This window comes from Ectothiorhodospira sp. BSL-9 (assembly GCF_001632845.1).
Classification (GTDB): Bacteria; Pseudomonadota; Gammaproteobacteria; order Ectothiorhodospirales; family Ectothiorhodospiraceae; genus Ectothiorhodospira.
On the sequence record NZ_CP011994.1, the window covers coordinates 2931682 to 2952180 of the forward strand.

Annotated in this window: 19 protein-coding genes and 1 tRNA gene; 9 read left to right on the plus strand and 11 right to left on the minus strand. The window is 59.4% G+C overall.

The window, feature by feature from the left end; translation table 11 throughout:
- Positions 1–229 precede the first annotated feature (229 nt).
- Positions 230–1804: an ATP-binding protein gene (locus ECTOBSL9_RS13645; protein ID WP_063465502.1), complete on the plus strand. Its 1575-nt coding sequence runs from the start codon at positions 230–232 to the stop codon at positions 1802–1804.
- A 19-nt stretch (positions 1805–1823) separates the two neighbouring features.
- Here the strand turns inward: ECTOBSL9_RS13645 and ECTOBSL9_RS13650 are convergent, their stop codons facing one another.
- From ECTOBSL9_RS13650 to ECTOBSL9_RS16700, 5 genes are all read right to left on the minus strand, one after another.
- Positions 1824–3389: an ATP-binding protein gene (locus ECTOBSL9_RS13650; RefSeq protein ID WP_063465503.1), complete on the minus strand. Its 1566-nt coding sequence runs from the start codon at positions 3387–3389 to the stop codon at positions 1824–1826.
- A 365-nt stretch (positions 3390–3754) separates the two neighbouring features.
- Positions 3755–5320 carry an ATP-binding protein gene (locus tag ECTOBSL9_RS13655; RefSeq protein WP_063465504.1) on the minus strand — a complete coding sequence of 522 codons (1566 nt, stop codon included), beginning with the start codon at positions 5318–5320 and terminating at the stop codon, positions 3755–3757.
- A gap of 90 nt (positions 5321–5410) precedes the next feature.
- Entirely contained in the window at positions 5411–5830 is a 420-nt protein-coding gene (locus tag ECTOBSL9_RS13660) for a secondary thiamine-phosphate synthase enzyme YjbQ (RefSeq protein ID WP_063465505.1), read from the minus strand.
- A 111-nt stretch (positions 5831–5941) separates the two neighbouring features.
- Positions 5942–6018: transfer RNA gene (locus ECTOBSL9_RS13665), tRNA-Val, on the minus strand.
- A gap of 554 nt (positions 6019–6572) precedes the next feature.
- Positions 6573–6761, minus strand: coding sequence for a ribbon-helix-helix domain-containing protein (locus ECTOBSL9_RS16700; RefSeq protein ID WP_371258981.1), 189 nt, complete (start codon positions 6759–6761; stop codon positions 6573–6575).
- 149 nt (positions 6762–6910) lie between these two features.
- Here ECTOBSL9_RS16700 and ECTOBSL9_RS13670 point away from each other — a divergent pair, with 149 nt between their 5' ends.
- The 7 genes from ECTOBSL9_RS13670 to ECTOBSL9_RS13695 all read left to right on the plus strand — a co-directional run bounded on the left by ECTOBSL9_RS13670 (position 6911) and on the right by ECTOBSL9_RS13695 (position 14655).
- Positions 6911–7132, plus strand: a complete 222-nt coding sequence (locus ECTOBSL9_RS13670) for a hypothetical protein (RefSeq protein ID WP_063465506.1) — start codon at positions 6911–6913, stop codon at positions 7130–7132.
- Positions 7125–8336: an Arm DNA-binding domain-containing protein gene (locus ECTOBSL9_RS13675; protein ID WP_082829943.1), complete on the plus strand. Its 1212-nt coding sequence runs from the start codon at positions 7125–7127 to the stop codon at positions 8334–8336. Before ECTOBSL9_RS13670 ends, ECTOBSL9_RS13675 begins: the two co-directional genes overlap by 8 nt.
- A complete protein-coding gene (locus ECTOBSL9_RS13680; protein ID WP_063465507.1) occupies positions 8333–8614 on the plus strand; it encodes a hypothetical protein in 282 nt (93 codons plus the stop codon). Before ECTOBSL9_RS13675 ends, ECTOBSL9_RS13680 begins: the two co-directional genes overlap by 4 nt.
- A complete protein-coding gene (locus ECTOBSL9_RS13685) occupies positions 8611–9579 on the plus strand; it encodes a hypothetical protein (RefSeq protein WP_063465508.1) in 969 nt (322 codons plus the stop codon). The genes ECTOBSL9_RS13680 and ECTOBSL9_RS13685 overlap by 4 nt, the downstream gene beginning before the upstream one ends.
- A gap of 164 nt (positions 9580–9743) precedes the next feature.
- Entirely contained in the window at positions 9744–9866 is a 123-nt protein-coding gene (locus ECTOBSL9_RS17690) for a hypothetical protein (RefSeq protein ID WP_256366315.1), read from the plus strand.
- Between the two features lie 388 nt (positions 9867–10254).
- A complete protein-coding gene (locus tag ECTOBSL9_RS13690) occupies positions 10255–10950 on the plus strand; it encodes an outer membrane protein (protein WP_168161567.1) in 696 nt (231 codons plus the stop codon).
- A gap of 318 nt (positions 10951–11268) precedes the next feature.
- Positions 11269–14655, plus strand: coding sequence for an EAL domain-containing protein (locus ECTOBSL9_RS13695; protein ID WP_082829944.1), 3387 nt, complete (start codon positions 11269–11271; stop codon positions 14653–14655).
- A 244-nt stretch (positions 14656–14899) separates the two neighbouring features.
- Here the strand turns inward: ECTOBSL9_RS13695 and ECTOBSL9_RS13700 are convergent, their stop codons facing one another.
- The 5 genes from ECTOBSL9_RS13700 to ECTOBSL9_RS13715 form a co-directional block, all read right to left on the minus strand.
- The gene (locus ECTOBSL9_RS13700) at positions 14900–16153 is read right to left on the minus strand and encodes an IS256 family transposase (RefSeq protein ID WP_063466214.1); all 1254 of its coding nucleotides are present in this window, start codon (positions 16151–16153) and stop codon (positions 14900–14902) included.
- A 93-nt stretch (positions 16154–16246) separates the two neighbouring features.
- Positions 16247–16483, minus strand: coding sequence for a hypothetical protein (locus ECTOBSL9_RS17055; RefSeq protein ID WP_156500136.1), 237 nt, complete (start codon positions 16481–16483; stop codon positions 16247–16249).
- Between the two features lie 16 nt (positions 16484–16499).
- Positions 16500–17483, minus strand: coding sequence for a hypothetical protein (locus ECTOBSL9_RS13705; RefSeq protein ID WP_063465511.1), 984 nt, complete (start codon positions 17481–17483; stop codon positions 16500–16502).
- A 256-nt stretch (positions 17484–17739) separates the two neighbouring features.
- The gene (gene rfaH, locus ECTOBSL9_RS13710; RefSeq protein WP_063465512.1) at positions 17740–18240 is read right to left on the minus strand and encodes a transcription/translation regulatory transformer protein RfaH; all 501 of its coding nucleotides are present in this window, start codon (positions 18238–18240) and stop codon (positions 17740–17742) included.
- A 43-nt stretch (positions 18241–18283) separates the two neighbouring features.
- Positions 18284–18757: a hypothetical protein gene (locus ECTOBSL9_RS13715; RefSeq protein WP_156500137.1), complete on the minus strand. Its 474-nt coding sequence runs from the start codon at positions 18755–18757 to the stop codon at positions 18284–18286.
- Between the two features lie 401 nt (positions 18758–19158).
- Between ECTOBSL9_RS13715 and ECTOBSL9_RS13720 the strand changes: the two genes are divergently transcribed.
- Positions 19159–20019: a hypothetical protein gene (locus ECTOBSL9_RS13720; protein WP_156500138.1), complete on the plus strand. Its 861-nt coding sequence runs from the start codon at positions 19159–19161 to the stop codon at positions 20017–20019.
- Between the two features lie 19 nt (positions 20020–20038).
- Here the strand turns inward: ECTOBSL9_RS13720 and ECTOBSL9_RS13725 are convergent, their stop codons facing one another.
- Positions 20039–20497: a hypothetical protein gene (locus ECTOBSL9_RS13725; protein WP_063465515.1), complete on the minus strand. Its 459-nt coding sequence runs from the start codon at positions 20495–20497 to the stop codon at positions 20039–20041.
- Between the last annotated feature and the right edge of the window lie 2 nt (positions 20498–20499).

The window sequence follows — 20499 nt, forward strand, 5'->3', positions numbered from 1 at the left end:
GAAGCACTGCCTTTCATCCTTGACTGCCTTCACTGGCGACGAGGATTATTTTCCACAGTTTCAAAAGTGAAACAACTGCAGCAGTTTCATAATGTGAAGCAGTTCAACTCTCTGTGCCCTCCGCTTTCGCGGCCAAGGGCTGCTCCCACATTCAGGGCAGCCCCTTTGCCGGTTGTGGAGGTGTGCTAACCTCCTACCTAATTAGAATTTTTTTGCCCTGGAGGCCACCGTGACCGCCGCCGAACGCCGGATACTGCCCATTGGCATCCAGTCTTTTAGCAAGCTGCGCGAGGGCCACTACTACTACGTGGACAAGACCCCCCTGATCCACTCCATGGCGAAGATCGGGGGGTACTACTTCCTCTCCCGCCCCCGCCGATTCGGCAAGAGCCTGCTGCTGGATACCTTGAGTTGCCTGTTCGAAGGCCGAAAGGCCCTGTTCGAAGGGCTGTACATCCATGATAAGTGGGACTGGCGGAAAACCCACCCGGTCATCCGCATCAGCTTTGCCGATGGCGTGGTCCAAACCCGTGAGGAACTGGATGCCCACATCTGGCACCAACTGAAAACTCAACGTGAAAGGCTGGAACTCACCCAACCACCGGCCGCGATCATCTCCGGTGAGTTTTCATCACTGATCCGTCAGGCTCACGCCCGCTATGGCCAGGGTGCCGTGGTCCTGATCGATGAATACGACAAGCCCATCCTGGACAATATTCGCGACCCCGAACGCGCCCGCGAACTGCGCGAGGGCCTCAAGAATCTCTACAGCGTGCTCAAGGACGCTGATCCCCATCTGCATTTCGTACTGCTCACGGGGGTATCCAAGTTCAGCAAGGTCAGCCTGTTCTCGGGGCTGAATAACCTCAACGACATTACCCTGGATGCCCCCTTCAGCACCCTCTGCGGCTATACCGACGGGGACATCGATACGGTGTTTGCCCGGGAGCTGCCTGGCCTTGACCGCGAATCCATCCGCCGATGGTACAACGGCTATCGCTGGGGTGGGCAGGAGGTCACGTCCGTTTACAACCCCTTTGACGTGCTGCTGCTGTTCCAGAAACGTGAACTCGGCCCCTACTGGTTCGAGAGCGCCACGCCGACCTTTCTTGTCGATCTACTCAAGGAGCGCGGCGTCTTCACCCCTGCACTCACCGCATGGCACAGTCGGCCGGCGCTGCTCAGCCGTTTCGACGTGGATGACATCGCCACCGAGGCCCTGCTGTTTCAGACAGGCTACCTCACCCTCAAGAACATTCATAAAGAGGTGCCCAACCGACCACTCTACGAACTGGGCCTCCCCAACCAGGAGGTGGAGATCAGCCTCAACGAGGCCCTGCTGCCCACGCTGGGACTCAGTGACGCGGTCTTTGATGAACTGGTCATCCGGTTGCCGCGCCTGCTGAAGGCCGCCGACATGGCGGGCCTTGAGGCCCACATGAAGGCCCTCTACGCTGGCCTGCCCCACGACTGGTATCGCAACAACCCTATTGCCCAATACGAGGGGCATTATGCCAGCGTGTTCTACAGCCACTTCGCCGCACTGGGCGTCCAGGTCACGGTGGAAGATGCCAGCCACCATGGGCGCGTGGACATGACCGTCTATTTCGGCGGTCACATCTATGTCTTTGAGTTCAAGGTGGTGGAGCAACTGCCCGAAGGCAGAGCCTTGGAGCAAATCAAGGACAAAGGCTATGCCGACAAGTATCGTGCCTCAGGCAAGCCCATTCACCTGGTCGGCGTGGAGTTTTCGAGCGAACAGCGGCAGATCGTGGCATTCGATGTGGACACTTTGGGGCCATAGATGTGTTTTGGGGGCTTGATCACAGGGTTTCCACATCAAACGCCACGATCTGGCGCTGTTCGCTGGAGAATTCCACCCCAATCAGGTGGATGACCTTGCCCTGGCCCTGGTATTTGTCGGCGTAGCCCTTGTCCTTGAGCTGCTGTAGCGCCCTGCCCTCCGGGAGTTGTTCCACCACCTTGAACTCGAACAGGTAGACATGGCCATTGAAGTCCAGGGCCATGTCTACCCGGCCCATGTGGGTGGAGTCCTCCACCCGGATCAGCAGCCCCAGCGCCGCCAGGTGGCTGTAGAACACGCTGGCATAATGCCCTTCATATTGAGCGATGGGGTTGTTGCGGTACCAGTCGTGGGGCAGGCTGGCGAACAGGGATTTGAGATGGGTTTCCAGGGCCTTGAGGTCGTGGGCCTGCAGGGCCCGGAACAGGGTGAGGGTTTCCCGGCCTGAACGCGGCAGACCCAGGGCCGGCAGCAGGGCCTGGTTGAGGCTGGACTCCACTTCCCGGTTGGGATAACCCAGGGTGTACAGCCAGTAGCCGGTGATGGGTTGTTCCACCTTGTGGATGGTGAGATAGCCGGTCTGGAACAACAGGGCCTCGGTGGCGATGTCGTCCACGTCGAAGCGCCCGAGCAGGCTTGCTTCGGTCTCCATGGCTTCCAGGCGTGGGGTGTACAGGCCCCGTTCCGCCAGCAGCTTGACCAGAAAACTGGGTGTGGCGCTCTCGAACCAGTAAGGGCGGAATTCTCGTTTCTGGAACAACAGCAGGACGTCGAAGGGGTTGTAGACTGCGGCAGTCGTCTCATCTCCCCAACGATAGCCGTTGTACCAATCCTTGATCTGCTGGCGATCCAATCCAGGCAGCTCCGGGGCGAAGACAGTATCCAGGTCTTCGTCGGTATAGCCACAGATCGGGGCGTAGGGTTTATCCAGGGTGATGTCGTTGAGGTTGTTGAGCCCGGAAAACAGACTCACCTTGCTGAACTTGGACACCCCCGTAAGCAGGCAGAAACGCAGGTGGGGGTCAGCGTCCTTGAGGACGGAATAGAGATTCTTCAGGCCCTCCCTGAGTTGGCGGGCGGTGTCCGGCTCGGTGATATTGTCCAGGATGGGCTTGTCGTATTCGTCAATGAGGACGACCACTCGCTCGCCGTGCTGCCGATACGCCAGGCGAATCAGGTCGGAAAATTCTCCAGAGATATCCGGGGCTCCACTCTCCTCCACCCCCAGTCTCTCCCGATTGAGTCGCAGCAGGTGACGGATGCGGGCATCCAGGGCCTCGCGGCTATCCATGACACCATCGCCGAAACTCAGCCGAATGACAGGATGCCTGGTCTGCCAGTCCCAACGATCATGGATGTACAGGCCCCGGAACAGCGGCTCATTGGCCTCGAAGAGTTCCTTGAGGGTATCCAGCAGCAGGCTCTTGCCGAAGCGGCGGGGGCGGGAGAGAAAATAGTATTTTCCCTGCTCGATCAAGTGGTCGATGTACGGGGTCTTGTCCACATAGTAATAGCCTTCGCGTATGATTCCGGTGAAGGACTGCACACCTATAGGGAGTTTGCGGCGGGCAGATGAGGTCGTCATAGGGTCAATTCCTGGGGACAACAAGGGCCTTGTCACATGACCGTGAGTTTACCCCCTTGCAGGCCACCCGTGGTGGTTGGGCCTGGCACAGTCTCCATGGGACACCGGATGATGTACCCAAATGGAAAGGCCCCACCACATTCCATGTAGCGGGGCCCATGTCGCTCGGCAATGACCCATCCATTGGATCCTCCGTGAAGCACTGCCTTTCATCCTTGACTGCCTTCACTGGCGACGAGAGTTATTTTCCACAGTTTCAAAAGGGAAACAACTGCAACATCTCCATAATGTGAAGCAGTTCAACCCTCTGTGCCCTCCGCTTTTCGCGGCCCGGGGCCGCTCCCACGGGGATTTCCTGGGCTTGATCACAGGGTTTCCACCTCAAACGCCACGATCTGGCGCTGTTCGCTGGAGAATTCCACCCCAATCAGGTGGATGGCCTTGCCCTGGCCCTGGTATTTGTCGGCGTAGCCCTTGTCCTTGATCTGCTGTAGCGCCCTGCCCTCCGGGAGCTGTTCCACCACCTTGAACTCGAACAGGTAGACATGGCCATTGAAGTCCAGGGCCATGTCTACCCGGCCCATATGGGTGGAGTCCTCCACCCGGATCAGCAGCCCCAGCGCCGCCAGGTGGCTGTAGAACACGCTGGCATAGTGCCCCTCGTATTGGGCGATGGGGTTGTTGCGGTACCAGTCGTGGGGCAGGCTGGCGAACAGGGATTTGAGATGGGTTTCCAGGGCCTTGAGGTCGTGGGCCTGCAGGGCCCGGAACAGGGTGAGGGTTTCCCGGCCTGAACGGGGCAGACCCAGGGCCGGCAGCAGGGCCTGGTTGAGGCTGGACTCCACTTCCCGATTGGGATAACCCAGGGTATACAGCCAGTAGCCGGTGATGGGTTGTTCCACCTTATGGATGGTGAGATAGCCGGTCTGGAACAACAGGGCCTCGGTGGCAATGTCGTCCACGTCGAAACGCCCGAGCAGGCTTGCTTCGGTCTCCATGGCTTCCAGGCGTGGGGTGTACAGGCCCCTTTCCGCCAGCAGCTTGACCAGAAAACTGGGGGTGGCGCTCTCGAACCAGTAAGGGCGGAATTCCCGTTCCTGGAACAACAGCAGGACATCGAAGGGGTTATACACCGACGGTTGGCGCTCATCGCCCCAGCGGTAGCCGTTGTACCACTGGCGGATCTGCTGGCGATCCAGACCGGGGAGTTCCGGGGCAAACACGGTGTCCACGTCCTCGTCGGTGTAGCCACAGATGGGGCCGTAATCACTGGAGAGGGTGATGTCGCGCAGGTTATTCAGCCCCGAGAACAGGCTCACCTTGCTGAACTTGGACACCCCCGTGAGCAGGCAGAAACGCAGGTGGGGGTCAGCATCCTTGAGGACGGAATAGAGGTTCTTCAGGCCTTCCCTGAGTTCGCGAGCGGTGTCCGGCTCGGTGATATTGTCCAGGATGGGCTTGTCGTATTCATCAATGAGGACGGCCACTCGCTCACCATGCTGCCGATACGCCAGGCGAATCAGGTCGGAAAATTCTCCAGAGATATCCGGGGCTCCACTCTCCTCCACCCCCAGTCTCTCCCGATTGAGTCGCAGCAAGTGACGGATGCGGGCATCCAGGGCCTCGCGGCTATCCATGACACCATCGCCGAAGCTCAGCCGAATGACAGGATGCCTGGTCTGCCAGTCCCAACGATCATGAATGTACAGGCCCCGGAACAGCGGCTCATTGGCCTCGAAGAGTTCCTTGAGGGTATCCAGCAGCAGGCTCTTGCCGAATCGGCGGGGGCGGGAGAGGAAATAGTATTTTCCCTGCTCGATCAAGTGGTCGATGTGCGGGGTCTTGTCCACATAGTAATAGCCCTCGCGTACGATTCCGGCGAAGGACTGCACACCTATGGGAAGTTTGCGGCGGGCAGATGAGGTCGTCATAGGGTCAATTCCTGGGGACAATAAGGGCCATGTCACATGATGTTCAGCCTGGGGTGGGAGTTATCCAGCGAGCAAGGGAGTATGCGAGCACTACCGCCCAAGACAGGTCACCACCACCTCTCGAGCATGCCCACGGGCGCGGTGTTCCCAGAGAAAGATCCCCTGCCAGGTGCCAAGCATGAGCCGCCCCTGACCGAATGGCACCGTAAGACCTGCACCCGTGAGAATGCTGCGGATGTGCGCCGACATGTCGTCCGGCCCTTCCATGGCATGAGCATACTTGGGGTCACCATCCGGCACGGTGCGGGTCATGTATCCCTCCAGATCCTTGAGCACTGTGGGATCAGCATTTTCCGTGATGGTCAGCGAGGCGCTGGTATGACGACAGAAGATCTGGCAGATGCCGGCCTGCAAGCCCGACGTGCTCAGCACATCATTCACCGCTGCCGTCATCTCCGACTGCCCCCGGCCCCGGGTATTGATGGTGATGCTCGTTTGATGAATGTCCATGACGCTACCCTCGGCGTGCCCGATTTCAGGATCAGGATAACGGATTCGACACATACGAAAAGGCCCCTTCCAACCAAGGAAGGGGCCTTTTCGTATGTATTCAAAACGATATGGTAGGCGCGATTGGACTCGAACCAACGACCCCTACCATGTCAAGGTAGTGCTCTAACCAGCTGAGCTACGCGCCTGTCGTGTTCGAGTTGGGCATTATACAGGCTGCCCATTGGGTGTCAACATGAAATTCAAGGAACTGATTTAACTGATAAAAAATGGTGTTCCCTCAGATCACGCACCATCTGCTCCGACGCTACCCAGTCAGAGATCCCAAACCTCTCAAGGCACCGGGGGGGAAAGTCCGTGCCCAAATCGTGCCCAAACTGTGCCCGGATAATAAAGGCCCTACCCCCTGCCCCAAATAACCATGTGCCGTACCTGAATACCACCCATATCGGGCTGCCCGGAAGGTCACCACCAAGCACCACAGCACGAGGCCGCAATGGCGACGGATACATGAGTAACTCTCGGTCATCACGACACGGCATGCCCAAGCAATCCCCGCCAGGCTGCTTTTTCACAACAGTTACGAGAGACCTTTGCGGTGCGCTGAGCACTGCTCGTCATGCTCCGATCCCCGGCGTCACAAACCAGGATCACTTGGACTGGGGCACTGAAAGACATGGAGATATGCAAAGTCGGCGGTAAGTCTGCCGCCACCACGCCGCAGACAAACGCAGACGGTCGGTCAACCCTGCTTCGGGGGGCACTTGCCAAGGCCGGAGAGATATTTCTCTATGGCCTGCCTTACGACGTCTGATCGAGTAGGGATGTTTCCCTGGGGTGTCCGCTGCTCAGCGCGGCATTCATCAAGCAACGCAAGAGTCTCGTCGTCTAGTCGTATGTTCACTTGTCGTTGCTGTGTGCGCTTCACCACAGGGGGCTCCCGTCCTCGTTCTCTTGTTTGACCACCTTGAGTCTACCGTCTCCCCCCTTGCTTGTGTAGCTGTATAGCCACTTGACAATACGTATAGCGGCTATACAATAAGTGTTGAATGTATAGCCGCTATACGAAGGAGGTGGCAAATGACGTACCTGACGACCGAAGAACTGGCCAAGCGCCTCAGCTACAACCCCCGTTACATCAATAACGTGCTGCGACCGAAACACCTGGATGAAGGCAGGCACTACGTGCGGCCGTTTGGTGGGCGCAAGGTGCTCTACATCTGGGAAAACATTGAGGAGGACATGTTCTGCGACCAGCCCGTGGGCATCCCCATGGCAAACGGGGGGGTGTGCAATGGCTAAGGTGCGAGCTCGCCCAGATAGCGGGAAGCTTTTCATTGACTTCCGCTACCAAAACAAGCGCTGTCGCGAATTGACCGCCCTGGACGACACGGGCGTTAATCGGAAACGACTGGAGAAACTTGCAAAGCGAATTGATGCCGAGATCGCGGCGGGGATTTTTGACTACTCCAAGTTCTTCCCGAACAGCAAGCGCGCCCAGCAGCTCCAGCAACCGCAGACCGATGGTGGCACGAGGTCCCACCAGGGAGATGTGGAAACTTCCGACTCACCGCAGCTCAAGGAATTCGCCGAAACCTGGTTCGCCGAAAACGACCTTCGCTGGAAGCGCTCCTACCGCAAGAAGCTGCACGACATCTGGGAGAAGAAACTGCACCCGCAGTTCGGAGAGAAAAAGGTCAGCGACATCTCCAAACCCGAGATCCTCCAGTTCCGCGCAGAACTCGCCAAAGTACGCCGCGGAAAGGAGGAAGGCCTTTCACCCTCTCGGATCAACCAGATCATGAATCTGCTTGAACAATTGCTGGAGGAAGCCGCCGACCGATTCGACTTTAACACGCCCTTCAAGGGAATCAAGCCACTGCGGATCCCCCGCACCCAGGTCGATCCCTTTTCCCTCGAAGAGGTTCAGCAGTTCCTGGCAACCGTGCCTGCCGAGTGGCGCCCCTACTGGTTGGTGCGCTTTTTCACCGGCATGCGCACGAGCGAGGTCGATGGCTTGAAGTGGAAGTACGTGGACTTCGAGCGGCGGGAAATCATGGTGATGGAAACCCGTGTCGAAGGCGAAGAGGACACGCCAAAGACTGACGGGTCTCATCGCGCGATCCAGATGTCGGACATCGTCCATCAGGCGCTCCAGGAACAACACGCGACCAGCGCCGAGCGCAGCGAATATGTGTTCTGCACCCGCTACGGATATCCACTGACCTACCGCAACGTCAATAACCGGGTCTGGTATCCCACATTGGCCAAGGCGGGCCTCAAGCGCCGCAATCCTTACCAGACCCGCCATACCGCCGCGACCCTGTGGCTGGCCGCCGGCGAAAGCCCCGAGTGGATCGCGCGCCAGATGGGCCATTCCAACACCAAGATGCTGTTCACCACGTACTCCCGGTACGTGCCCAACCTCACGCGTCAGGACGGGTCCGCCATGGACCGCCTGCTCAAGTCCCGTTTCACCGACCACGCATGGAGGGCACAGGAATGACATACCTTGAACACACCAAGCCATTTCCACAGCAACCCGACCGCCTGGTGCTGAGAATGGCCTCCGCCCTCCACACCGCCTTTCAGATTCCCGAGGGTGTGGGTCTGTGTCAGCCCCTCGGGGCCCCGGACTGCGACAACAACCGGGAAGCCCTGGTGCACTGGGTTGAACAGCAGGTGGATCAACTGGACCCCGCAGTCTGGACCGCGATCATGAGCCAGTTGGTCCAGGAACTGGACGAGGTGCTCAGACGCGAGGAGAAACGGTCATGGCTATGAAAGTGAAAGACTTGATCCCGGTGCTCCAGCACCCGGACACGGACGTGGACGCCAGGTTCACCGGGCAGTTCGGGCTGGAAATCGTCAAGACATCCTTCGCGCAGAACGGCGAACTGTATGGTGCGGCCAACATGTACGACTTCACCGGCTCCGTCAGGGTCTATGCATTCGCCGAACACTGGGGTGGCAAGCTACCCCAGCCGCCGACGGAATCATTTCTGGCCATCCAGTTCAAGTTCGACCGGCACTTCAACATGGTGCCCGTGGCCTTGCCCATGAAATCGGAGACCATGCCGGCGCGTTCCAGCCTTGAACTGCTCCCGGCTCATCATGCCCCCAGCCCAGATGACCTTCCCAGACTGGTCGCCCTGGGAGAAGGTTTATCCTGCGAGGCCTATCGGGATTTCCTGGCATGCGTATTTTCCGATCCAGACTTCGCCCATGCGTTCCTCACGCTCCCCGCCGGGCACCGCTGCCACCATACAGAACCGGGTGGTTTGCTCAGGCACAGCCTGGAGGTAGCGGAAGGAATCCAGGGACTGAAACTCCAGATGCACCCCCTCAAGCGGGATGCGGGCATTCTGCTCGGCCTGTTCCACGATGTGGGCAAGGTACTTCTGGCCCAGGACCAGGCGCGGAAGCTCCCATGCCGGTTTAGCGATCATGAGGATCTGATCGAAGTTGTCCTGGACAATAGCCTGTCCATGCTCCGATGTCTGGATCCTGACGCCTACTGGGCCCTCTGGCAAGTGGTGCATGCCTACCAGACCAAAAGCCACTACGAGGCTCCACTGGCTAAAATGGTGGCCGCGCTGGATGGCGTCAGCGCCCAGCAGGATGCCGAAACCCGGGGGCGCGGCCGGTCCTCAGCTTGTAGTTACTGGGTGCCAGCGGGGCGTCGATATGATGGACGTGTCAGGTGGCACTGGTCGCCACCGTATGGCGATAATGTCATCGCTCCGTGATCAGAAATTCAGGGCGCACTGGTATGTGCGCCTGCCGCCTGATAGGCCTTGCCGCCATTAATTTTGTTTGGCAGGGCCTATCCCCTACCCTCCTCGCCGGCCCAGCCCGGACTCGATCAACCTCATGAGGGTCAGAGACGGTCTACCGGCCCGTCCATGAAGGCATGCGCACACTCACCGATACCACGGATGGCGAGGCGGTGCGCGCGCATCCCGTCCTGGGCGAAGACATGGGCCGCTCCGACGTGCGCAAGTACCTGCCCGGCAGACGCCGACGCAACCGATGATGAAGTCTCCTGGGACAAGCTCAAGTCCAATGACGAGATAAAGCCCCTGCGCGACAGGGATATTTCCTGGACCTGTGGCAATGGCGCGCCCATCGCAGCAACCCGGTGGTCTCGATATTCTTTACCTCTAAAACATATCAGTCCTTGAGCACTTCATGGACCTATCCATAATGGATGCATAAACGTTAAATCATGCATCACCTAAAGCCACCCATGATCACCCTATTGCGGGTTAAAACAGGCCATAAATCACATAAATAAATCCAACCTGAAAAGAATACGCAGCAACATTCATTAATTCACCCATCAAGGAAAACCCGGTACCTTTTCATCTGGCCAATGAACTGGCAGGATGAGGCCTCATAGGGAAAAGGACTGGAGGACTATAATGTTAAATCATTTTTTTCGTAAGAAAAGTTTAGTGCTCGCATTGAGCCTGTCAGGTGGCTTTCTGGCAGTCCCACATAGCGTTCATGCCCAGAGCATTTTCTCGGGGCCTTATCTTGGGGGATCGGCCGGGCTATTCTCGGATTTCAATGCAGACTTCGAGGAGTCCGACTCTTCTTCACAAGACACTATTCGCTTCGGCGCAGATGACATGCTTTCACGCTTCGACGTTCGCGCGGGATTCGGTCATGTGGTACCCGGCAGTCAGGTCTATTTTGGCGCGGAAGTCAGCTATACCGTCGCCAATGCGTTCGACGAGGAGATATTGTCAGCATCCGATAGCGAAGGGCGGACAACATTGGACCTTGAGGGAGATAAAGGCTTTGCCGTGAAGGCGAAACTGGGCTACGTGGCCACCCCCAGAACCCTGCTGTACTGGACGATGGGCTACCAGCAAAGAAACTATGAACTCACGGTGATAGGCCCAGATGGGAGAGGTTCTGACGATGAAGACTTCAGCGGAGTTGGATATGGTTTTGGAGCCCGATTTGCCTTATCCGACAATGTTCATCTGAGCGCTGAGGCCTTTCGCATCGATTACGGTTCCGAGTCCTGGATGGACGGCGACACGCGTCTGAAGATCGACCCCACCGAGACCCAGTTCGATGTGGGCCTGATCTATCGATTTGATCTATAGACGAAGCGGCGGAGCCAAAATCGCGGCTATCGGATGCGTGGGAGCTGGCCTGCCGGCGATTTCTGCGGTAACAGCGCCCTGGCCATGCTATGTGCACACCGCTTTCGCGGGCGAGGCCCGCTCCCACAAGGGCCAACCACCTGACCTCAATGCCCGGCACCGTGGGAGCTGGCCTTGCCGGCGATGCGCTGCGACAGCAGCATCCAGGCCATGCTTCCGATACCATCCAGAACACCGGTCTCGTAACAAAGGCTTTGGCTATTTCAATCAACTTGAATTCAGTTTAGTCTGGGAGAGGCTTTCAACTAGGCAGCCAGCATGGACAAGAATCGGTTACGCGAGCGTGCCCGGGCCATACTACGCGACAATGTATGGAAGGATATCGACGTGGAGATCGAGCGGGGCGAAGTCAATCTGGGCCACCTCATGGAAGAATTGCATACCTACCACGCTGAACTTCTCCTGCAGTCTGAAGCCCTGGAAGAAGGGGAACGAGTTACTCAACGTGCGCTGACGCGGTTCAATCGCCTCTATCAGGGCCTCCCATACCCCACCTTTGTGATCAACCAACGTGGCCATGTACGAGAGGCCAATGGCGCCGCACTGACGTTGCTGGCGATGGATCAGCAACTATTTCAGCATCTGGCACTACCCGATCATCGCAGTGAACTGGAAAAGGCGCTGGACGAGGCTGCCCGCGAAGGGTCCGCTGAACGCCGTGAGATCCCACTGCGCGGTGCCGGCGGGCGGCGGCTGATCGCCGACCTCAAGCTCATCCGCATCCCGGGTACCTACGATGAAGACACAGAGTTCGTCTGCAGTGTGGTGGACCAGACCGCCGCCGTGGAGCAGCGGCAGGCCCTGGAGGATCTGAACCAGCGGCTGCGTGAAGAGCAGGAGCGCTATCGGATCCTGGCGCAGTTCTCACCCGACTGGGATTACTGGCTGGGTGAGGACAACCGTTACTGCTATGTGTCACCCGCCTGCGAACAGATCACCGGTTATCCCGCGCAGGCCTTTCTGGACGATCCGGACCTCATGTTGCGCATCATCCATCCGGATGATCGGGCGGTGTATGAAGGACATCTGCACGCGGGCAGTGAGGACAGCCACGCGCTACTGCATTTTCGCATCATCACGCCGTCAGACGATGTCCGTTGGATCGAGCACGACTGCCGCGCCGTCCGGGATGCGTCGGGCCGCTACCGGGGGCACCGCGGCACCAATCGGGACATCACCGCGCGCCACGAGGCGGAGGAGGCGCTGCAGCGCAATGAAGCGGCCCTGACTCAGCTACTGGATAACGTGCCCGAGATTGCCATCCAGGGGTACCGGCCAGATGGGACGGTAACCTACTGGAATCCCGCCAGTGAGCACCTCTATGGCTATTCCATCGATGAGGCGCTGGGCGCCAACCTGGCCGATCTCATCATTGCTCCGGAGGATCACGAGGCCTTTTTCCAGGGCATGCGGGACGTGCGCGAGGGGGAGCACCTACCCACCTCGGAGATGCTGATCCTGCGGCATCGAGAAGGGCACACCCTCAAGGTACTCACCTGCCATGTGGTCGTGCAGCATGCTGAGGACAATCTGAGTCTGTACGCCATGGATGTGGATCTCACGACCCGACTCAGGGACCAGGAATGGCTATGGGAGGCGGTTCAGGGCGGCAACGTGGGCTTGTTCGAGTGGCGGCCAGATGGGGATGTTTTTCTCTCGCCCGAACTCAAGGCGCAACTGGGCTACCAGGATCATGAACTGGAGGATGACCTGGAAGTTTGGCGATCCTTGATCCACCCGCACGAGCGCGATGAGGCCATTCGCCGGTTCGAGCAGTACACTCGCCAACCCCAAGGGCGATTCCACCTTGAAGTGCGCATGCATCATCAGACGGGCCAGTGGCGATGGATCCTGCATCAAGCCTCCCCCGTCCATGGCCCGGGGGGACATCTGCGCAAGATCCTGGGTTCCACCCTGGACGTCACGGAGCGCAAGCTGGCCGAGGAACAAAGCGAGCGACTGGCCTACGCCGTAGAGCAAAGCCCCGGTGTCGCGATGCTCACCGACACCGATGGCGTGGTCGAGTACGTGAACCAGCGTTTCTGTGACATCACCGGGTTCTCCCGCGAGGAGGTGCTCGGACAGCGACCCGGCATGCTGCGTTACGGCGAAAAGAACGTCGAGAGGTACGAAGCACTCTGGGCAACGATCCGCAGCGGCAAAACCTGGGAGGGCGAGTTCAACAATCGCACCCGCTCGGGCGAGCCTTACTGGGAGCAGGCGCGGATTTCACCAATCCGCAATGCCCGTGAGGAGGTCACGCATTACATCAAGCTGGCGGAGGACATCTCCGACAAGCGCGCCCTGACCAAGCGCCTGGAGTATCTGGCCTTCCATGACCCGCTGACAGGCTTGCCCAATCGCAACGTCATGCTGGACAGGATCGGTCAGGCCATTGCCCAGGCCCGACGGGATCGGCATACCGTGGCCGTGGTGTTTATTGACCTGGATGACTTCAAGGTGGTCAACGATTCACTGGGCCATGCCCAGGGCGATCAACTGCTGATTCACATCGCGGAGCGTCTGCGCACCCTGGTGCGCGAGGAAGACACCGTGGCCCGCTTCGGCGGTGATGAGTTCATCCTGCTGCTGTCCAGCCTCACGCATGCGGAGGATGTGATCCCGGTAATCGACAAGCTCCAGGCAAAACTAAGCCAGCCCATATCACTACTTTCCAACCAGATCTGTATGACCGTGAGCATGGGTGTTGCCGTCTTTCCTGGTGATAGTGATCGCCCCGAAGAATTGGTACGTCATGCCGACGCGGCCATGTATCGCGCCAAGGCCGAGGGGCGACGCTGCTACCACTTTTACACCCAGGAAATGGACGCGGCACTGCAGGAACGCATGGAACTGGACCAGGCCATGCGCCAGGCGCTGGAGCGAGACGAATTCCATCTGGTGTATCAACCCCGGGTGGAACTGGTCACCGGGCGCACCCTCAGCCTGGAAGCCCTGGTGCGTTGGCATCACCCCCAATGGGGCATCATCTCACCAGGTCGTTTCATTCCCCTGGCGGAGGAGACAGGATTCATCCTCTCGCTGGGGCCGACGATCCTGCGGCAGGTGTGCGAGCAGATTCGCCACTGGAAGGTCCGGGGTGTTCCGACGGTGCCCGTGGCGGTCAACCTGTCGGCGCGTGAGTTCCGGGAGCCCGGCGTTGTCGAACGCATCCTCACCGTGTTGGCCGAAACCGGCCTGGACGCCAACGATCTTGAAATCGAGGTCACCGAAAGCGCGGCCATGAGTTCCATTGAGCAAACCATACACACACTCACCGAACTCAATGCTCGTGGGGTGCGCATATCCATTGACGACTTTGGCACCGCCTACTCTTCCTTGAACTACCTCAAGCGCCTGCCCGTGTACGCCATCAAGATCGATCGGTCCTTCGTCTCCGACATGGAGGAAGACCCCGCCCATCACCCCGAGGATGCCGCCATCATCCGGGCCATCATCGGACTGGGCGAGACCCTGGGCATGAACGTCATTGCCGAAGGTATTGAAAACATCGTGCAACGGGACTTCCTGCTCGACCATGGCTGCATGCAGGGACAGGGCTATCTGTTCAGCCGACCGATGCCAGCCGAAGACATGGAGCGCTCCCTGATTGTTAAAAAAATATTCGACGCCGGCGCCTCCTGAACCAGAGTGCCTGTGCATCGATCCATATTGGAGATAAAAGGCTCGAGCCCTGGGGTACCTGCTACGGATCATCCACCCACATCAATCCCTGCGAAGCCAGCCAGTGCTCACTGACAACGGGCGTGTCATCAGAGATCTCCACCCACTGAGCATCCACAGCAATGGTATGACGGTCCGCCATGATCAACAGCAGGCCACCATCATCTTGAGCGACCGAGTTATTGTCAAATCTGGTGTACGGCGGTCAGGCGGCCTTCCTGTCTGACTGATCGATTACTTGCTCTCCGTCCTGGAACTTGACGTTGTTGACGACCAGTTCCAGTTTCTGGAAATGCTTGATGCGTCTCCAGCGCTTCTGGGCACTCTGGAGCAGCTTGAATACCATCGCCAATGTCGTCGCCCGGGATCCGCAGCTCCGGCTGCGCTTGGTCCGCAGGCGAACCGTGGAGAAGGTCGATTCCACCGGGTTGGTGGTTCGGATGTGCACCCAATGCTCCGCAGGGTAATCGTAAAATGCCAGCAGCTCATCCCGATCCTTTGCCAGGCAGGCCATCGCCTTGGGGTACTTGGCCTCGAAGCATTTCAGGGTGCGATCAAAGGCCTGGTGAGCCATTTCTCGGGTCTGCGCCATCCAGATTTCCTGGAGATCGGACTTGACCTTGGGCTGCACCGACTTGGGCAGCTTGTTGAGCACATTCGCTGTCTTGTGGACCCAGCAGCGCTGATGGTCCGTCTGTGGATAGATCTTGCTCAGCGCTGCCCAGAAACCCATGGCACCGTCGCCCACAGCCAACTTGGGGCCGGTGGTGAGGCCGCGCTCCCGCAAGTGGGTCAGCAGCGCCTCCCAGCTATCCGCCGACTCACGGAAGCCATCCTCGACAGCCACCAGCTCCTTGCGGCCATGCTCCGTGACCCCGATGATCACCAGCAGGCACAAGCGGTCATCCATGCGCACCTTGCTGTAGATGCCGTCAGCCCACCAGTAGACGTAGCGGCGGTCTGACAGGTCCTGCTGCCGCCACGCTGTGTGCTCATCCTCCCACTGCTTCTTGAGCCGTGAAACCGTGTTGGCCGAGAGCCCCTTGGCCTTCTCACCCAGCAATGCCCTCAGGGCCTCCTGGTAGTCCCCGGTGGAGACCCCCTTCAGGTAGAGCCAGGGGATCAACTCCTCAACGCTGCGAGCCCGCTTCAGGTAGGGCGGCAGCAGACTGCTGTTGAAGCAGGCGCCACCGCCACTGCGGTCACGCACCTTGGGCACCTGGACGCTGACATCACCGATCCCGGTCTGCACCGTGCGCTCGGGCAGGTAGCCATTGCGAACCACCGCCTGGCGCCCATCGTCGAGGCGCTGCTCGGCATACTGCGCCAGGAAAGTGGCCAGTTCGGCCTCGACCGCCTGGGCAATCAGGTCGCGGGCACCCTGGCGCAGCAGCTCGTGCAGCGGATCCGTGGCCTGCGGTTCTGGTTGTGAAACAGCTTGAAGGGTAGACTTGGTCATGGCGTATCCGCTTTTGTTGATTGAGATCTTGGTCGTGATCAATCAACAGGATACGCCACCTTCACTTCCTCCCCCCATACACCAGATCTGAGCTTAACTCTGAGCGACCACACCCAGCACCTGATTCACCCACCAGACGGGCACCATACCCTCGGGCGGCGGCTCAGCGGCCTGTGCCAGCGAAAGCACAAGCAACACGCCACAAACCCCGGTTGCCAACCTGCCCCGACGGTGCCATTGCAGCCATGAGCGCACCAGATGACGTCGATGATCCGGCACACCCCCCCCATGCGCGCGCTGCAAATGGGCGTTGAGACAAACCTGTGCCACACGATATCTCCTGAGATCAGTGATACAACGCCAGCCGGGTCAGGCGGCGCAAGGGCGATCGTTCCAGAACATTGAAAGCGAATTTCTTGCACATGGCATTGCACATATCCGGATGGCCTGCGTACCAGGCCTGAAAAGCCGGCAAGACCACCCGATGGATGAACTGCGCCCAGCGCTCCCCCACCCATGCGGCGTCGCAACGTTCGAGCTGCCGCTCACCAGCCTGAACCAGGCAGTGGTATCGATAGGGATTGAGCTTGAGTGTCCATAGCGCATGCTTCAGGCCTGCCTCGTCGGCCACGCGCAAGTAATCCCGATCCGGTTCACCGAGTTCCGAATAGGCCGCCTCGAAGCCGCCAATGAAGGGAATCCGGGCCTGCCAGGCCGTCTGCAATGGTCGCGAGGACCAGCGGGGATGATCGCGCCCATCCAGGCCATGAACGCCGAGCAGCACGTCCACACACCCCAGATCGTGACCATGCTCCGACTGCGACCGATCGGCCAGTCTCAGGCCCATATCCCCGAGGATGCACCGCAAGCGGTCAATGGGAATGCCGTTCTCTTCAGCGGGCAGCGCCAGGCCCACGTTAAACACCTGAGCGCGCCCCCTCTCGCGCGGCCCCACCCCAGGCGGGGTAAACGGCAGGATCACATGCGCGCCCTGCCCTCCTTGAGCAGCGTGATGCACCACCTCCAGTTGCGCATAGGGGAAGGCGACATCCTCACCCCTCACCGCCACCACGAACCACTGCCCGGGCACATAACCGCGCCACTGGCGCAAGCGACGCGCAGTCATCACATTGATGGCATCCTGGCGAGGCTCATTGGATAGGTTCACCGTGTAGAGACTGCGGCCCATCCAGTAATAGGCAGGCCAGATCCAGGGATCCCTGGACATGATCGCGTCCCCCTGATCCCAGGAAAGATGCCGCCATTGCGCCAGCTCACCAGGTGGCAGGGGCGCGTCCGTCACGAAGTTGATCAGGGGCTCACCGGTCACGTCACAACACCGGACTGTGTAGGTTGGTTTCGCTCACGCATACCTCCCAAGACAGGGAGCGATGCCATGATGACCTCGATCGCAACGGCCATGCAGGACAATGCTGTCGTGAATATTTAACGCTTCTCTAAAATTTACCCCGGTTTTCGGGCCGAGATGGAAGGAAAGAAACCACATTGAACCAATACAGGCGCCACAAGCGCGCCTCCCCTCCATTTCGGATATTTACAATATCGGATATTGGCAAAGTGGCGGGTCAAACAGCTATGGCGTGGCGGTCCACCTGGGTGCGGGTGCCCCGGCCCAGGCAGTTGAGCAGCACGATCACTCGCTCCTCACTGTTCTGGGCCTGGAAGATTGCCTCCATGCCAGCCAGAGGGCCTGCAGTGATCATCACCCTCTGTCCCGGTTGCAAGGGGGCAAGGTTCAAATGATGGCAGCCAGTTTGCGGGTCTTCTCGCTTACGCAGTGCTTCGATCAACTCCCCAGCCACAGGTACGCATTCCCCGCCAAAACGCACCAGGTGGCTCACTCCTCGCGTGGAACGAACAGGGGCCAGAGACTGTTCACCGTAACTGGGGGACACAAATAGATATCGCGGGAACAGCGGCTCCTCCAGCTCAGAGATGCGCCGCGATCGGCGGGCCCGACGTCTCAGCCGTGGCAGGTAGACGGCATACTCCTGTTCCTCCAGGCCTTTCGCAGCCTGCATCTCTTTTCTTGGCTTGCAAAACACCAAATACCAATGATCACGCATGATTGAATTCTCGACTGCAAGAAATCCCACCAAAGGGGTGCCACTACATACCCAGGCAGGACGGTGAGGCCCGATCCTCAAAGGCTCGCAACACTTGCGAGAGATTTTTTTTCGGCACCACCGGCCGCAGGCCCTCGTGAAGATCCATCTCCTGCATGCGCAAGTTGATATGCGACAGTCTTTGGATGGCACGGGAAGACAGCAACTCGCGCCGCAGGCGAGTCAGCGCAGCTCCCCGCATGAAGGCTTCGAGCACCGCATCACTGTCGGATGGATGCAGCAGCAAATCATCAACGTGCTTGGCGAACAGACGTTTGAGAGCGGCCAGGTCAGTGGCCCCAGTCATCCCGATGATGGCCGGCGGTACCGAGCCTTTTCGCTTGACGGCCTGCCTCACCGCATCGACGAAGCAGAAGCCTCCGGACTCATCATGCGTGGTATCGATCAGGATGCAGTCCACCGACATACGAGCCTCTATCTGCTTCCGTGCCGTGGCAGGATCGGAATCCTGCCACACGGTTACACCACGTTTCCTCAGGGTGCCCGATATCCGGGAGTCAGATGACTGCCCCAGCATCACCATCCAGCACTGGAGGGGCGCCACTGCGCCACGCGGTGATGAGCAACGGGGCGATGAATGGATTGCATCTGGGGCGTGTCGTTTCATGGTCCAATCCTTGTCATGACCCCATCCGCACATCTCAACGCCACGGACAGGCATCGCATGGGTGATGTGGGTCGCGTTCGATGGCTTATCCACTTCACACCTTAACTGCATATGAGCTGGCTTCAGAGGCATCAGGCGATCTGACTGATCCGTTTTGGATGCAGTTTACCTTCAATTCGGACAATGCCCCGGTACAACAACACCATGGATCAGGACAACATGCAGATTCACACCAACAGAGTGCATGCTGCATGAACTCACCGCTTTTGCTTCGTCGCCCCGGCCTGGCCCGGCTGCTGCTCTGGTCGCTGTGTGCCGCCCTGGTAGCCACCCCTACCTGGGCGCAAGCGTCTTCCACGCAAGGCACCATCACCGATCAGCAATTTCTGGATTACCTCAGACAACTGGCGATAGCCTCCCCTGCAGCGACCCCGCAAGCTGCACAGTTTGGCGTCATTTCCGGCTTTGGCCTGCCCCACGGTACGGCCTTTGCCTCGGGGGTACTCACCGACCGACGTGAGCGTCGCGCGCAACGGGATTACGATGGCTCGGCGAGCTTGGGCGTGGGCTTTGGCAATGCACGCGAAGCCGTGGGGGTCGATATCACCCTGGGGATCATCAGCACCACCCCCTCCGAATTCGCCGAGGATGGCAACCTCAACCTGAAGATGCATCGGCAACTGCCGGGCCTCATGCCGGGCGGCGTGTCCTCTGTGGCCGTGGGTGTGGGCAACCTGGTGCGCTGGGGCGATGCCCAAGAGGTAGACCAGAACCGTTACGTATCCGGTAGCACACTGTTACCCCTGACCACGAGCGGGGGTCGAGCTCTGCCCGTGATGCTGAGCGCAGGGCATGGCACGGCTATCAGCGATCTGGGGCGGGAAGCCGACAGCTTTTTCGGAGCGGGTGTGGGGCTCACGACCCGCTTCTCCGCCTCAGCTTCGTGGGCGGGAGATGAGTGGATCACGGGAGTGACCTGGCTGGAGAGGGACCTGAACATGCAGGTCACCCTGGCCATGGGGGATGCCACCGATCGTCTGGGCGAGGGTCGTCGTTATATCCTGGCCGTGGCTTTCGTATTCGACGACGTCTTCTCCCGCTGGGGGCGCTGAGCCCCCATGGGGCACCCGATCAACGGGTGCCCTGAGCGGATTCAATATCAGTAAGCAGACTTTCCAGCGACTGGTGTAGCTCACTGCCATGGTGTGGCTGACCCAGCGCCTGTTCCACCCAGTGTGCCGCTTGCTCGAGTTGCACACTGTCCAGCTGTTCCAGTGAGAAGTTGCGTATCACCGGAGGCAGCCCCACAGAAGCACCCTCCACCGTCTCAGCGTCACCCGCAGGGTCGGATGTGGCATCCGGCGGGGTCGGAGCAGGCGGCCCCATGACATCAGGCGTCACCAAAGGGGGCGGCGCCGGCGGGCCTGGAACCACGATGGACTCCGGTGGAACCACCGGAACCTGCCCACTCCAGGCTGGACCGCCGGAGAGTATGGCCAGCGCGCCCAGCGCAGCCCAAGGCAGACGTCCACGCCCGGTGGCCACCGCTGCCAGGATACCGTTCTCCGCATTGTCATCACTATATCGCATGA